Annotated in this window: 10 protein-coding genes, 2 tRNA genes and 1 other RNA gene; 3 read left to right on the plus strand and 10 right to left on the minus strand. The window is 43.4% G+C overall.

Going from position 1 to position 14,926, the window contains the following annotated elements; all coding sequences use genetic code 11:
- Positions 1–3: 3 nt before the first annotated feature.
- Together QL886_RS04025 and QL886_RS04030 are read right to left on the minus strand one after the other, a co-directional pair.
- The gene (locus QL886_RS04025; protein ID WP_290177713.1) at positions 4–783 is read right to left on the minus strand and encodes a response regulator; all 780 of its coding nucleotides are present in this window, start codon (positions 781–783) and stop codon (positions 4–6) included.
- 232 nt (positions 784–1,015) lie between these two features.
- Positions 1,016–2,386 (minus strand): glycerophosphodiester phosphodiesterase family protein, encoded by a 1,371-nt coding sequence (locus tag QL886_RS04030; RefSeq protein ID WP_290177714.1) that lies wholly within the window; start codon positions 2,384–2,386, stop codon positions 1,016–1,018.
- Positions 2,387–2,831: 445 nt separating this feature from the next.
- Between QL886_RS04030 and QL886_RS04035 the strand changes: the two genes are divergently transcribed.
- The 3 genes from QL886_RS04035 to QL886_RS04045 all read left to right on the plus strand — a co-directional run bounded on the left by QL886_RS04035 (position 2,832) and on the right by QL886_RS04045 (position 5,868).
- Positions 2,832–3,503 (plus strand): dienelactone hydrolase family protein, encoded by a 672-nt coding sequence (locus QL886_RS04035; protein WP_290177715.1) that lies wholly within the window; start codon positions 2,832–2,834, stop codon positions 3,501–3,503.
- A gap of 85 nt (positions 3,504–3,588) precedes the next feature.
- Positions 3,589–3,947, plus strand: a transfer-messenger RNA (tmRNA) gene (ssrA, locus tag QL886_RS04040).
- Positions 3,948–4,239: 292 nt separating this feature from the next.
- On the plus strand, positions 4,240–5,868 hold the full coding sequence (locus tag QL886_RS04045; RefSeq protein WP_290177716.1) for a long-chain-fatty-acid--CoA ligase: 1,629 nt from the start codon (positions 4,240–4,242) through the stop codon (positions 5,866–5,868).
- Between the two features lie 284 nt (positions 5,869–6,152).
- Here the strand turns inward: QL886_RS04045 and QL886_RS04050 are convergent.
- The 8 genes from QL886_RS04050 to QL886_RS04085 all read right to left on the minus strand — a co-directional run bounded on the left by QL886_RS04050 (position 6,153) and on the right by QL886_RS04085 (position 14,746).
- Positions 6,153–6,239 (minus strand) — tRNA-Leu (locus QL886_RS04050).
- Positions 6,240–6,363: 124 nt separating this feature from the next.
- Positions 6,364–6,437: transfer RNA gene (locus QL886_RS04055), tRNA-Cys, on the minus strand.
- 181 nt (positions 6,438–6,618) lie between these two features.
- Positions 6,619–6,753: a putative transporter small subunit gene (locus QL886_RS04060; protein ID WP_218870079.1), complete on the minus strand. Its 135-nt coding sequence runs from the start codon at positions 6,751–6,753 to the stop codon at positions 6,619–6,621.
- Between the two features lie 84 nt (positions 6,754–6,837).
- Entirely contained in the window at positions 6,838–8,487 is a 1,650-nt protein-coding gene (locus QL886_RS04065) for a sodium:solute symporter family protein (RefSeq protein WP_356625745.1), read from the minus strand.
- Between the two features lie 785 nt (positions 8,488–9,272).
- Positions 9,273–10,301: a formate dehydrogenase accessory sulfurtransferase FdhD gene (locus QL886_RS04070; protein ID WP_290177718.1), complete on the minus strand. Its 1,029-nt coding sequence runs from the start codon at positions 10,299–10,301 to the stop codon at positions 9,273–9,275.
- Between the two features lie 148 nt (positions 10,302–10,449).
- Positions 10,450–12,771, minus strand: coding sequence for an FdhF/YdeP family oxidoreductase (locus QL886_RS04075; RefSeq protein ID WP_290177719.1), 2,322 nt, complete (start codon positions 12,769–12,771; stop codon positions 10,450–10,452).
- A gap of 216 nt (positions 12,772–12,987) precedes the next feature.
- A complete protein-coding gene (locus QL886_RS04080; RefSeq protein WP_057759272.1) occupies positions 12,988–13,782 on the minus strand; it encodes an ABC transporter ATP-binding protein in 795 nt (264 codons plus the stop codon).
- A 64-nt stretch (positions 13,783–13,846) separates the two neighbouring features.
- Positions 13,847–14,746 carry an ABC transporter permease gene (locus QL886_RS04085; protein WP_101204314.1) on the minus strand — a complete coding sequence of 300 codons (900 nt, stop codon included), beginning with the start codon at positions 14,744–14,746 and terminating at the stop codon, positions 13,847–13,849.
- Between the last annotated feature and the right edge of the window lie 180 nt (positions 14,747–14,926).

Consider the following 14,926-nt stretch of genomic DNA (forward strand, 5'->3'; position numbering starts at 1 on the left):
CTGTTAAGCGGGACATAGTGCATAACCCAGTCCGCGATGCGTATGGATGACATCGACATTAATATCTACCATAGCGAGCTGTTTACGAATTGACTTGATATGACTGTCTATAGTGCGTGCCAAGCGGTGGTCAGGATAGTCGCTCACTGCGCTAAGTAACTGCTCACGGCTAAAGACTTGATACGGCGCTTGTAATAATGTCAGCAAAATTTTGCGTTCTGTATTACTAAGCTCAAGCTTTTGCTCTTGCCACGTTAATGAATAGTTCAGCGGTTGATAATGCCAAACGCCAGATTGATTTTCAAACATTAATGCTTGTCCTGATAGATTATTCGAGGAAGTATTATCAGTACTGTTATCTGAGTTTATGGTATGAGAGCCTGACTGTTGAATCAGCTGTTCACGTCGCCAAATGGCTTTTAAACGCGCGACCAACTCACGTGGACTAAAGGGTTTGGCGCAATAATCATCACCGCCCATCTCCAATCCTAGAATACGATCGACCTCATCGCTACGTGCAGTCAAAAATACGATAGGTAAGTCTTTTAAGGCATCGATATCAGGTGTATGACGTATTTGTTGACATAGGCTCAAGCCATCACCATCTGGCAGACCGACATCCATAATGATCGCCGATAGATCTTGTGCTTCATGACTATGCAGCATGGGTAACACGCTACTGGCATTATCTAGCCAAGTTATCTGCCAGCCTTCGCGCTTGCAGGTAACCTTAAGCGACATCGCGATCGCAGGATCATCTTCTACCAGTAAAATATGGGTCATAGTCTCTACATCGTATTATAAGCTTAGTAAATTATCGTAGCACAAAAGAGTAGGTTGCTCTTGCTGCCACGAGTTAAATGGTGTGAAAAGTTAATGGAAAAGTAGGGTGCTCAGTAGATAGTTTGTGATGTAATCACCTTAATACATTCAACAAAAAGGCCAGCTCAATAAATAGGCTGGCCTTGGTAACGAAGATTAAGCATGACTGTCTATTAATAGACTAAGTGAAAGCCTATTTAAGACCTTTGCAGTTGGCATAGTAGCTCACCGTAGCGGGCCAGTCTGAAAAAATGCCTTGAACACCGACGTCCTGTGCTAGTACGTCAATATAATTCATCATATCACCATCATTGTTGATAGCATCATCAAGACCGCTATAGTACCAATCGCCACCATCGGTTAATGGTCCTGAACGCTCTATCGACCAGGTAATGATTTTTAGACCATTGGCTTTGGCTTGTTTTGCGTATTCTGATGGTTGCATATTTCCCTTACCATCAGTAGTGACTAGCAACCAAAGTGCTGGAGCAATGGTGTTAATGCCGCGTGCTTTGATATCAGCCAATGAGTGCTTCCATGTGCTTGCGTCATTTTTATTAAATGTTTTACCCTTAGCGGTCTCATTACTGTCATCGATTAGATAGACGGCATTAGCACCATAAGCTGGCTCGTTTTTGATCCAGTAATCCAGATCTTCTATATTGAATGACTGGGCAAATACATCGCTTGCAGGTACATCCGCTGCCTTATAAGTATCTATCAGCTGTTGGCGATAATCGTCCAAACGATAGCCGTCAAACGGCATAGTCACTACAGGTGCTTTTAGCTCAGGCGTGTGCTTCATACCCAGCTTGCGAGCCAACGCGATATGCTCTTTCAAGGTTAACACTTTGCCGTTTTGCGAGTATAAGTCCGTTCGCCAAGGCGCGGTTGCATTCATATATTCACTAATACTGGTTGCTTTTTTATTGGCAGCATCCATCTTACCCGTCAAGGTTTTAAACTCAGTAACGCTAATGTCTGAGGTTCGGCATTCGATACTTTCGGCATTGGTAAGTTTGCCTTTAGCATCTAAGATGGGCGGTACGGTACATTGCTTGGCCAGCGGCGTGGCTAATATATTAGTAGTGGTGTGCAAATCGTTTTGGGCATGACGACAGACAAGCTCACCATCATTGGTAAAAGCGACATCACATTCCAAGATGCCAGCACCCATTTGTGCTGACGCCACGTAGCTATCATAAGTATGTTCAGGGAGCTGTAATGGCGCACCTCGATGTGCAATAGAGAAGTCTGTCTTACTTGGCAGTTGCCCCCTGCATGCCTGTAGCTCTTCTTTTAGTGGTCCTTCGTCCATATCGTTTATCAGATAAAACGGACGCACTCCATAGGTATATGCGACAGGTGAGGACAATTGTGGCTGTGATTGTGGTTGCGCTGTCGATAAAGGGGCTTTTGATGTGAGCACTGAGCGGCTGTCAGTAGTGCAGCCTACTATCAATAATGAGCTGATCAGCGTTAAAGGTAAGGCGAGATTAATCTTATTAACCTTAGCCGGCATCTGCTTACTCAGCTCAAGCGCTGATTTATTAGAAATTGTCATGTAAAATGTTCCTGCAAAATTATAAAAAAATCCCATCGGACGTATGGATAGGAATTGAAAAATTAACGTTTGACTATTGGTTGCTACTTGCCAAAAGAAGCTAAGGGTCGTGCATTCTTATAAGAACTTAGTTTGGTAAGAGCTTAGTCTTGTAAGAACTTAGCATTAATGCGGATACAATTGTAGGCACATGTACTAAAGAATAGACAGCTGACAGTATTTGAGCTTTATAGTTTTAAGCTTGATAGTATTGAGCTTATCGGTCGTAAAATCATACGTGTCTTCTTATACTGTTCACATTTTTGCTATTGACCATTTAGTACCTCACTATTGACCATACTCTCAAACTAACAGATGATATTGACCATATAATGACACACACATTATTTCGGCAAAAAATACAAAAATGCTTAAGGCATATCTCACTACATTATTAAGGATAACTATGAGTAACTATTTAGACGCCGTCGTCGTTGAGCACAATCCCTCTCAAAAAAAGATAGATCGCGCAGTGATTTGGCTACATGGCTTAGGTGCTAGCGGTCATGATTTTGAGCCAGTGGTACCGCAGCTTGGCTTGGCTAATGATATGGCAGTACGTTTTATCTTCCCACATGCACCTAAACGCCCAGTCACAGTAAATGGAGGCATGGTGATGCCAGCATGGTACGACATCATAGAGATGAGTCTGGAGCGTAAAGTAGATGTGGCTCAGATTGAAGAGTCTGCTCAGCAAATACAAGATTTGATCAGTCGTGAGATAGAGCGCGGCGTATCACCAGAGCATATCGTTATTGCAGGATTTTCGCAGGGCGGAGCAGTGGCATATCACGTGGCACTTGGTTACCCAGAGCGCTTAGCTGGCTTGATGACGCTCTCTACGTACTTAGCGACCAATGATAATATTGAGTATAGTGCTGCCAATAAAGACATGCCGATTCTGATTGAACATGGTTCTCATGACCCAGTCGTGCCTGTTATCCTAGGTGAGCAAGCCCAGCAGTTATTGTCGGCAAAGGACTATAATGTGTCTTATAATACGTATCCGATGGCACATCAGGTCTGTATGCCGCAGATTCAAAATATCGGTAAATGGTTAAACATTGTTTTGGCGTAAATTATTAAGCTGTAACGTAATGTAATGCAGGCTACTTATAGGTTGAAACCTAACCGATATCTCCTATATAATAGCCAGTCTTATTGGGGATGTTCTGGCTTCGACGCTGGTGATGAAACTCAATGATGCATGTCGAGAGTGTATGTCCTCTCGTTAATCAAACATATATTGTTATAGTCGCAAACGACGAAACTTACGCTCTAGCAGCTTAAACCCTGCTTACTTAGTTGCTGATCACCTACAGTTGGTTAACTAAGTTGAAGCGTCCGCATGTAGGCTCGCCACAAGTGATTGTCTCAATTGCTTGGGTTCAAAAGTAGAGAATCGTCCAATCCATCCTGACTGTCGGATCGGTGCGGATTAAAACTAAAGACAGAAACTAAACATGTAGATTCATGAGCGTAATGCTGGCGGACGCGGGTTCAACTCCCGCCATCTCCACCAAACATTAAAAATCCGATCACTTAGGTGGTCGGATTTTTTTTGTCTAAATTTTATGGTTAATTAAAGAAACAATGATACCAATAAACTTTTGATGAGAAAGTAAAAACTATTTATATAGAGTAATCATCAAGTCTTTGAAGTTGAATCACAGTTTTTCGTCGCCTATGGAGAACATAATATTAACTTGTCTTAAAGAATAATTCTGATTATTCTTAGTTGAGGCCTATTCTTCGCATCAGGCAATGCAGTAGCAAGAATAAGCGGACTTTCAAATAACTACAGGGAATGTATTATGTTAGGAAAAATGATGTATCAGCCATTGCTGATCAGTGGTCTAATCGAACACGCTGCCCGTTATCATGGCGATACGGCGGTTTTGTCCAAAGAAGTCGATGGACAGATGACTCATACCAATTGGCGTACTGTCTCAGATAACTCAAAACGATTGGCCAATGCATTGGCTACACTGGGTCTTAAATCATCAGAACGCATAGCAACTTTGGCTTGGAATAATCGACGTCATTTAGAAGCTTGGTATGCCATTTCAGGCAGTGGCATGGTTTGCCATACTATCAATCCACGTTTGTTCCCTGAGCAGCTTAGCTACATTATCAATGACGCTGATGATCGTGTACTATTTTTTGATACTACTTTCCTACCGCTAATTATGGCAATCAAAGAGCATATCAAAGGTGTTGAACACTTCATTTGTCTAAGTGATCGAGATGATAGTATCGTCGAAAAACTGCCTAATGTACTGTTCTTTGATGAGCTATTAGCAGAAAACTCGACTGACTTTGACTGGCCTCAATTTGATGAAGCAACAGCCAGCTCTTTATGCTACACCTCAGGAACTACCGGTAACCCTAAAGGAATTTTATATACGCATCGCTCTTCTGTGCTGCATGCGATGGCATTGTGCATGCCTGATGTCTCCGCGCTCTCTGCACAAGACGTTTTGTTACCCGTAGTACCGATGTTCCATGTCAATGCGTGGGGCACACCTTATGCAGCTGCCCTGACTGGTTGCTCTCTCATACTTCCTGGTCCAAATCTCGATGGTGACAGCCTAGTATCTCTCATTGATGATTGTCATGTTACGGTTGCTCTAGGGGTTCCAACGATTTGGCAAAGTCTATTGACCGCTGCCAAAGCCAGAGGTAGTAAGCTTGATAGCATGACGCGTACTATTGTCGGAGGAGCCGCATGTCCACCATCGGTCATCAAAACGTTTAGAGAGGATTTTAATTGTGATGCAGTACATGGTTGGGGCATGACAGAAACCAGCCCACTTGGAACGATGAATCAAATAAAAGCCAAGCATAAATCGCTGAGTAAAGATGAGATTAATGAGTTGCGTAACTCTCAAGGTCGTCCACCCTACGGCGTTCAGCTACGTCTCATAGATACTGACGAGCCGCTACAGCGAGTCGAAGAAGATGGTATGTCTCAAGGTCGTTTACAGATCAAAGGGCATTGGATCATCAACGATTATTACACCGAGAACCCTGATGCGATAACTGGAGATGGTTGGTTCGACACAGGCGATATTGCAACCATTGATGCCGATGGCTATATGAATATTCGGGATCGCTCAAAAGATTTGATTAAATCTGGTGGGGAGTGGATATCGTCAGTAGAGCTGGAAAACATCGCAGTCTCCCATCCACAGATAAGAATGGCGGCCGCTATTGCTGCAAAGCATAAAAAATGGAGCGAACGTCCAGTACTAATTGTGGTGAAGGAGCCAGATTCAGAAATTGATGAGTCGCAAGTACTGAACTTTTACGAAGGTAAAATCGCCAGCTGGCAAATACCTGATAAAGTTATATTTGTAGATAACATCGTGCTAAATGGCGCTGGGAAAATGGTCAAAAAAGATCTGCGTGATGACTATGGCAACGTATTGTTGGATAGTTGATTTAGCTGTTAAAAGCAAAAATTGACAATGCTACTTGCAAAACCAAGTGTGTAGTCTAGTTAGATTTCTCTAAGAATAGTGGTATAGGTGAATAGAGCGTTTGAAGTGCTCGTCATCTATATCGATTGTTATGATCATTATTTTAAATGAGCACTGACAGGTTAAGGTACATCAGATGCATGGATTGGGATAGGTAGAGCAGGATAGTATAGAACGCCAGATACAACAAAGCCCCTGATATCAGGGGCTTTAGCTGTTCTATAAGATAGTATAGGACTATGTAATGGTACCCGGAGCCGGACTTGAACCGGCACGCTATTGCTAGCGAGGGATTTTAAATCCCTTGTGTCTACCAATTTCACCACCCGGGCAAAACTTGTTTTATCTAAAATGTGAACTAGTTGATAGACCATCTAGTTACTAGATAAGTGGTCGCTATTATAATCGGTTGTGATAATAATGCAAGCCAAAATTAACGTAAAGTTAATAAATAATTGGAGGCTGGAGTCGGAATCGAACCGGCGTTAACGGAGTTGCAGTCCGCTGCATGACCACTCTGCCATCCAGCCAATCAAGGTCGCCTATATTAGCAAAAATATAGTAAATTACAAGTCCTTTTTTCATTAAAAACAGCTTATTTATTATCTTATCTATATTTAGCCCCAATTTAGAAGCGTTTATACTGTTAATAGGCTTTTTCAAACTATTAGTAAACCAGTGTTTGATGATGATGGTTTAAAATATAGTGCGCTAAACTATATCTCTATTGTTACGTTTGGCACTTTTCACATCACGATAAGTGGCCGTGCAAATTAATACGAGTACGCCAAGAGTAATGGCGGGCCAAATTAAGATATATAAGCCGTAGATAAAGACGTTGTCCATGATATCTCCTTATAATATTGCTAAGTAAGTAGCGATTAGCCAGATACTCCTGACTAATCATTACTCGGATAAAGCGACTTTGGTTTAAGATTTAAGTGACGATGGGATTTCCGACTTTTTATCGTAATTGCCCACGCGCTGCTTAATTAAATCGAAGTCGAAGTGTTCATCCCCCATCAGGCTGATAATCACACAGACGACAGTACTAGCGCCGTAAGCTGTTAGAGAAGCTAGCAGGACCATATATTGACGTAAGAAGCCAGTAGCGAAGATAAGCATCAGCACAAGCGTGATAGCTGCGGCGACCATGCCAATCTTACGACCTAAGAATCCAAAGACCATTAGCCCAATAACAACCGCTGCACCGACACTGGCCAGTATTTCAAAGAATAGGGCGGTGACACCAGTGATTGGGAGTAATTCGAAACGGGCAACGCAAAATAAGAGTAGTCCGACGATAACTGCTGAGGTAAAGGCAGTGTTGGTGACGCGATTCCAAAACACACTGGCGATGACAGGGAAGACGATAGCGCCCCATAGTGCACCAACAAATACTAGCATGACGAGAATATCGAGCTTAAAGCTCGCAAAAATTAGTCCAGCTGCTGTCGCAACAATCATCGTGCCGCGACCAATTAGCATCATTGTTTTAGGTTTAACATGGCCTTTTTTGGCGATGTTTTTACCATAGACATCGGCCATCATAATGGTTGATAGCGCTGATAAATCTGAGTCAGCGGTCGAGGACAACGACCCAATCACTAAGATAAAGAATAAGGCGATAAAGACAGGATGCAGATAAGTACTGACCATTTGAGGAATGAGGTTATTCATATTGCCATCGAGTGGCTCGACGCCAATCGTCACAGCCATTAGTCCAATCATACCAAGACCAATAACGATACCAGCATAGCCGACTGTAGCAGTGATAAACGTCGCTTTAATCTTGGTTTTATCAATCGCGAATAATCGCTGAGTGATGGTTTGATTACCGATAGCATATGCTAATACAGCGACGAAGTAGGGCGCACCTTGTTGAAAGAATGCCTCAGAGGAGAAAAAGTTCTGCTGCTCTAACGTCAGGTTCGACAGCCCGCTGACCATAACCTCAGGGCCACCCATGCCAAATAACACGGCGGGAATAATGACAATGCCAATGGCCATTAGAGCGACCAACTGGGCGAAATCCGTAAAGACAGATGCTCGAAACCCTGATGTCAATGTATAACTCAGGACACCGATACCTGCGACCATTACCCCTGTTTGGAACGATAATGGCGACAGGACTGACACCAATGCCCCAGCAGCGGTAAAGTTGACCATCAAGCTAATTAAACTGCCCATAATATTGGATATGGCTAAGATTAATTGGCTTGATGAACCGTGGCGGGCATGAATCAGTTCACCTAGTGTATGGCCATCTGGTGCCAATTCACGAAAGCGCATACCAAAAGGGTAGATGAATAAAATCATCAATGCACCCCAAAAGCCATAATGTATCGGCCCTGATACGCCGTACTTATAGCCAGAGGTGGCCGCAGCGTAAAATGAGGCTGCCCAAATCCAAGTGGCGGTCATGCTGGCTGCACCCATACCAAAGCCAACACCGTGACCTGCGACCATAAATCCAGAAGTGGTCTCTTTATCTTTTTTGATTAATAAGGACAGTAAATAGGTGCCGCCATAAAATGCTAATAATAATAAAATAATCGTTAATGATGAAAATTGGAACAATGACTCAGTTTTCAAACTCAGACCTCGCAATTGTTAGTTGATGAATAAAGTTCAGCAAAAATGAAAGATACCAAACCATTAGGAATACAGCATAGCCTACACAGTCCTCATACCGAACGTATGTGGCTAATATAAATAGCGAAAATACCAACTGCAGTGGTAAGCAAATGCTAAGTGTTACGCCCAAATCTTAATGAGACAGATACTGTCAAATCAAAAAGACAGGGACTACTTTCAATAGGCGTCAGTTAATGGGTAAACCATCACGCTATTAATAGGCATACACAAAGGTAGCTACATGCTAAAGAAAACTCATGTGATGAGTGTCTATAGCGGAATTACGAATAAGCACTAAGCCATGATAAAATGACCCGAACTCGATTTAGACAGCCTTATCAGCTGTAATAAACAATAGCTGAGAAATCTCTACTCATCTATTGCGATTGATGTGTTACTAAGCGGCATTAATAAATAAAACTACATATTTGTTAAGTGCCTGTAACATATTTGCGGGATAAGAGTAACCTATTATGTCATTAACCTCAAACATTATCCGATATTTACCAAACAATGACCGAAGATGATATATAAGTATTTATTTAAAGAGATTTAATAATATTTTTAATAAAGCATTGAAAGATAAGGTTTTATTATTAGTAGCATCGAGTGATATATCGCTATGAGCTAAGTTATAACCATGAATGGTTAGCTGAAGCTTTCATTAGAAAAATAGATAATGAGCGATAGATGATGGTTGCTCTCAATGAACAAGTAGAAGTGAATTTTTATATATTATCTTGTTTGGTATAGTAAGTGACTCGGTTATCACGTAAAAATCCAGCCAATCCAAGGCCATAACGCTCAGCCACGCGCACTGCTGTACTGGTAGGCGCTGACATGCCAACTAGCCACGGGATTTGACTTCGAATAGACTTTTGAACCAGTTCAATAGAGAGACGCGAAGTCATAAGCACACAGCTAACGTCTGCTTTTTGGCGTAATTGCCAACCGATGAGTTTATCAAGTGCATTATGGCGGCCTACATCCTCGAATAAATGTAGCTGCTGATTATGTATCGTCGCTGCGGCATGTACCGCACCTGTCAGTTGATGCGTATGTTGCGCGGCATCCACTTGTTGACGCAGTGCCAATAGGGAGTCAAGACTTGGTGCGCTCGTTTGAATGCCATTTATACCTGTCTGTCGGTTATGTTCATGGTGTAAATGGTCTTGTGAGTAAGTACTTAAATCAGGCAAAGCTTGCGTTAGTCCAGTAATACCGCACATACCGCAGCCTGTACGCCCTGCGAGCTGCCGCTTTTGTGCCTGTATACGTTGATGGCAGCGTTGGCTCAATACCAACTCCACGACATAGATATCGTAATCTTGAAATTGTTCTAAGCTTTGTTCAATTGATACTGAATCAAAATCTTCGTCATTCGAATCTTGAGCAAACTGCTGATAGCTAGCTAGATCTGCAAGATGAGTCACTTCCCAGTCGAGTAACTCGTGACTGTATTGAATTAAGCCTTCGCTAAATAAGAACCCAACCGCTAAATACTCTAACTGATGAGGACTGGCCATCAGCACAGCATAATGAATCCCATTAATAATGATAGAGACCGCAGCTTCGACTGCTAAGCTGGTGGTCTGAGATTCGATTTGAAGGTGAGAGTCATTATTAGGGTTGCTAATAACTGACGGGTAATGATGCTTTTGTGCTAAGTGACTACGAGCAAGTGGTGTCTCTGACAACCTATTATCGTTAGGTGATTTAGGTACAACTCTCTTAATGTCGGTTGAGTTATCTATCATAGCGGGGCCGATAAGAGCCTCACTTTGTTCAGCATTATTTTCAATGGTTATCACGATTTATTATGGCCTAAAATTATGAGTGTGCTTATAGTCATATAGAGGTAGAGCCAATGAAAAAGTCATTCTCATTAGCTCTCCGCAGTATGATTTACGCAGGCGTAGCTATCGATGTATTTGCCTCTACGCGCTCTAAAACGACGGTCGTCGATTTGTACGCTGGGATATGAGAGTCTGGCGCATGTGTCTCTAAATCAAAGAGGTCGTTGCACTCAGGATAGTAAGCAGCGACAGCGTTAGAGGCAATATCCATCTCGCTCAATACCAATGGGCCTAATACGCGCGGTTGCTCTAGGCTGTCTTTGGCACGCTGGCGAGTGACCATAACACGGTCACCTTTTTGCCAACCTAAACGACTTATTTCATCAGGGTGCATGAATAGCACATCACGGCGATCCGTCTGACGATAGCGGTCTTTAAACCCAAAAATCATAGTGTTGAATTGGTCATGGCTACGGACACTGGTCAACTGCCAAACTTTTTGTGCTGTATCTGCATGCTCATCGATATCGTTTGCGGCTGCCATTTGTGCTGCGACAAAAGTAATCGGATATTGCGGTACTTCAAACTGAGCTTTGCCGCTCTCGGTATTCCATACACGATGACGCGCCGCATGATACAAATGAAAGCCACGCTCAGAGGTGCGAATACGCTGATTAAAGTCTTCAAATCCGTTAATAGCTTGAGCGATATAGTCTCGAATAATATCGAAATCCTCACTCATCGCCAACCAAGGAATAGACGAGTCGGCGCCGAGTACATGAGTCGCGATATCCGCTACGATTTGCGCTTCAGATTTTAGAGTATCACTAACAGGTTTGAGCTTACCTTGAGTAGGTACGATCTGACACATAGAGTCTTCGATAGTGGCAAACTGCTCACCCTTTGTTGTGACAATACGCTCGGTACGGCCTAAGCAAGGTAGGATCAAATTGTTAGCACCTGGGTATAGCATGGTCTCATTGAGCTTAGTACCGACAAATATATTAAGCTGAGTAGTGGTTAAGGCTTGCTCAATAGCGCTGGTATCAGGGGCGGCCACTGCGTAGTTACCACCCATACCCATAAAGACTTTTAGTTTACCTGCGATAAGAGCCTTGGCACCTGTGACGACATCGTAGCCATGCTCTTGCGGCATAGGGTGCTCAAACACACGCTCTAAACTGTCTAGTAGGCTTTTGCTAGGTCGTTCATGGATACCCATGGTGCGATCGCCCTGTACGTTGGAGTGCCCACGCACTGGAGATGCACCAGCGCCATCGATACCAATCATGCCCATCAGAAGGAGCAAGTTGGTAATCATTGCGACATTGTCATCACCCTGTACGTGCTGAGTAATGCCCATGCCCCAAGTGCAAATCGTTGCTGGACTATAGGCCACGAGTTCAGCGAGATTAATAATATCTGTCTGAGAAATACCGCAGCCAAGTGTGATATCTGTCCATGATTGCTCTGTCAGCCACTGTTTTAGAGGTTCAAATCCTGAAGTATGAGTGGTAATAAACTCATGGTTGATTTTATTGTTCTCGATTAGCCATTTGGCAATGCCCGTTAATAACGCTGCATCACCACCGATTTGAATTTGAATAACATCATCGACCATGTCAGCACTTTGACCGGCGGCCATGTGTGTTGGTTTTTGCGGATTTCTAAACTTACTCAGGCCTTGTTCACGCATCGGGTTAATTGAGATGATTTGACAGCCTTGCTCATGCGCATGAGCGAGCATCTCTAGCATACGTGGATGGTTAGTCGCTGGGTTTTGCCCAAACATCAATATCAGCTTGGCCTGCTCAAAATCTTCTAGCATTACGGTCGCTTTACCAATACCTAGCTGTCTGCTTAGCATTACTGAGGTTGGCTCGTGACACATATTTGAGCAATCAGGCAAATTATTGGTACCAAAGCAGCGTACGAACAATTGAAATAAGAAGGCAGGCTCATTAGTCACACGGCCTGACGTATAAAATAATGCCTCATCAGGCGAATCTAGCTGTCCTAACTGCTCAGCGATTAAGCTGTAAGCGGCTTCCCAAGGGATAGGAACATAGCGATCTTGCGCCGCATCGTAATACATCGGCTCTGATAAACGACCACTGTGCTCAAGCTCGTAACCAGTCCAGCCCTGTAGTTCAGTAACGGTATGCCTTGCAAAAAACTCGGCATCTGCTTTGTGGGTCATGGTCTCACTGGCAATGACTTTAATGCCGTTTTCACAGACATCGATAGCTTTGTGTGACTTATGGTCAGGCCAAGCACAGCCTGGGCAGTCAAATCCGCCTTGGGGCTGATTGCTTTTAAATACGCTTATACCGCCGCGCAAAAATGTCTTATAGTCCATTAGCTTTTGGGTAGAGGAGATCAGCGCAGGCCAACCAGCAGCAGGGTGGGAGTAGATAGGAATTTTGCGCATGACAGACCTCATATAGTAAGTGGCAACAGCGAAGCTTTGTTAGACGACAACTATATAATGGTCAGTAAAAAGTTTATATGATCATTAACTATAGATAACAAAAAACCTCCAAGAAAAATCAATTTTCTTGAAGGTCTTTGAAGTTATCGGAAATGGTTATATCCGACAGGTACAAATTTATAAGTCGTAAGTCATGGACAGCATTAGCTCAAAAACTTAGCTCAAAATCAAACTGTCGTCTTCAACTTTTTCGCCACGTGTTTGCTCGAACATATCGAGTAGATCATGTACGGTCATGCCTTTGCGAATGTCACCAGCCACATCCAACACGACTTGACCTTGGTGTAGCATAACGGTGCGTGTGCCATGTGCTAAGGCTTGTTGCATTGAATGGGTGACCATCATCGTAGTCAGCTTATTGTCCGTGACAATCTTATCAGTCAATTCTAAGACAAACGCCGCAGTCTTAGGATCGAGAGCTGCAGTATGCTCATCAAGCAACAAGATTTTAGAGGGCTGCAATGATGCCATTAGCAGACTTACCGCTTGACGTTGACCACCAGAGAGCAAGCCCATACGATCGGTTAGACGATTTTCTAAACCTAATTTTAAAACGGATAGTTTTTCTCGAAACAAATCGCGGTTGTTCTGGTTCAGTGCAAATTTCAGACCGCGATTACCACCACGTTTGTAGGCCAAAGCCATATTTTCTTCAATCGTTAGCGCTTCACAAGTGCCCGCCATCGGATCCTGAAAAACACGAGCAACCCAATGCGCGCGTTGATGGGCAGATTTTTTGGTCACATCAATGCCATTTAGCAAGATTGAGCCACTATCGACGCGTGTCGTACCGCTTACTGCGTTCAAAAAAGTAGATTTACCTGCGCCATTGGTACCGATGACAGTGACAAATTCACCATCAGCAATATTTAAGCTGATACCACGTAGGGCAGGGTTTTCGATGGGCGTGCCTGGGTTAAAGGTCAACCGTAAATCGGTGGCTTGCATCATAATCGTTATTCCTTATTGTCTCTTCAAGCATCGCAAGTATTATAAATACTTGCTTTGACTGTCATTAGGCGCGAACCTTGCGTGATAAAAACTTGGTTTTTGCTTTTGGCAATACCAAGGCTAGTACCACGAGCAATGCGGTAATCAAGTTCAAATCCTGTGGTCCAAAGCCGATGCTACGTAGCGTATCGCTTGATAGTGCGACCTGAATAAACAGTTTGTACAATACCGCGCCGACAACAACGGCAAAGGTGATCAGCCAAATACGCTTGGCAGGAATGATGGTCTCACCGATGATGACCGCTGCTAGACCAATGACGATTGTACCGATACCAATTGAGATATCTGCACCACCCTGAGTCTGGACAAACAGTGCACCTGCTAGGGCAATCAAACCGTTAGAAATCGCCATACCGATGATGGTCATCCACGAAGTATTGATACCTTGCGCCTGTGCCATTCTTAGGTTTGAGCCAGTAGCACGCATCGACAGACCTGTCTCAGTGCTATAGAACCAGTTCAAAAATAACATGGCAGCTGCGACAACGACACCAATAATTAGGCAGCGCATCCAATAACCATTACCATCGGTCACCAAGGTGCTAAACACTGTGGTTTCGCCAAGCAAGGGTAGGTTTGGCGCGCCCATGATGCGTAGGTTGACAGAATATAAGGCAACCATGACCAAGATACTGGCAAGCAGTTGCAAGATGCCAAGTTTGACATGCAACCACGCAGTGACGATACCAGCGACTGAACCTGCTAACATCCCAAAAGCACAGGCCAACCATGGGTTGATACCAGCGATGATAGAAATACCAGCGACTGCGCCACCTAACGGAAAACTACCGTCAGCGGTCAAATCAGGGAAGTCGAGCGTACGAAATGAGATAAGCACACCGAGTGCTACTAGGCCATAAATCAGACCACTTTCAAGCGCACCAAAAAAAGCAATTAAAGACATAAGAGATCAGTAAGTCATAACCAAGTGTCTAGCGTATGGTACCAAGATAATTAAATGGCAATTGCCAAAATCATCTACCTGCTAAACAGCTAAGCGGTGAATTTAACAGATTAAGCAATCTGCGGTTAGGGTAAACCAAAACATATCACGATTAACAGCGATCATAAGCTACCTTGGTTT

The organism is Psychrobacter sp. APC 3281, from assembly GCF_030407815.1.
Classification (GTDB): domain Bacteria; phylum Pseudomonadota; class Gammaproteobacteria; order Pseudomonadales; family Moraxellaceae; genus Psychrobacter.

What these genes read in the sequence shown, in the direction of transcription:
- QL886_RS04025 (WP_290177713.1), bottom strand. Translation starts at nt 783, where the DNA reads ATGACCCATATTTTACTGGTAGAAGATGATCCTGCGATCGCGATGTCG.
- QL886_RS04030 (WP_290177714.1), bottom strand. Translation starts at nt 2,386, where the DNA reads ATGACAATTTCTAATAAATCAGCGCTTGAGCTGAGTAAGCAGATGCCG.
- QL886_RS04035 (WP_290177715.1), top strand. Translation starts at nt 2,832, where the DNA reads ATGAGTAACTATTTAGACGCCGTCGTCGTTGAGCACAATCCCTCTCAA.
- QL886_RS04045 (WP_290177716.1), top strand. Translation starts at nt 4,240, where the DNA reads ATGTTAGGAAAAATGATGTATCAGCCATTGCTGATCAGTGGTCTAATC.
- QL886_RS04060 (WP_218870079.1), bottom strand. Translation starts at nt 6,753, where the DNA reads ATGGACAACGTCTTTATCTACGGCTTATATATCTTAATTTGGCCCGCC.
- QL886_RS04070 (WP_290177718.1), bottom strand. Translation starts at nt 10,301, where the DNA reads ATGATAGATAACTCAACCGACATTAAGAGAGTTGTACCTAAATCACCT.
- QL886_RS04075 (WP_290177719.1), bottom strand. Translation starts at nt 12,771, where the DNA reads ATGCGCAAAATTCCTATCTACTCCCACCCTGCTGCTGGTTGGCCTGCG.
- QL886_RS04080 (WP_057759272.1), bottom strand. Translation starts at nt 13,782, where the DNA reads ATGATGCAAGCCACCGATTTACGGTTGACCTTTAACCCAGGCACGCCC.
- QL886_RS04085 (WP_101204314.1), bottom strand. Translation starts at nt 14,746, where the DNA reads ATGTCTTTAATTGCTTTTTTTGGTGCGCTTGAAAGTGGTCTGATTTAT.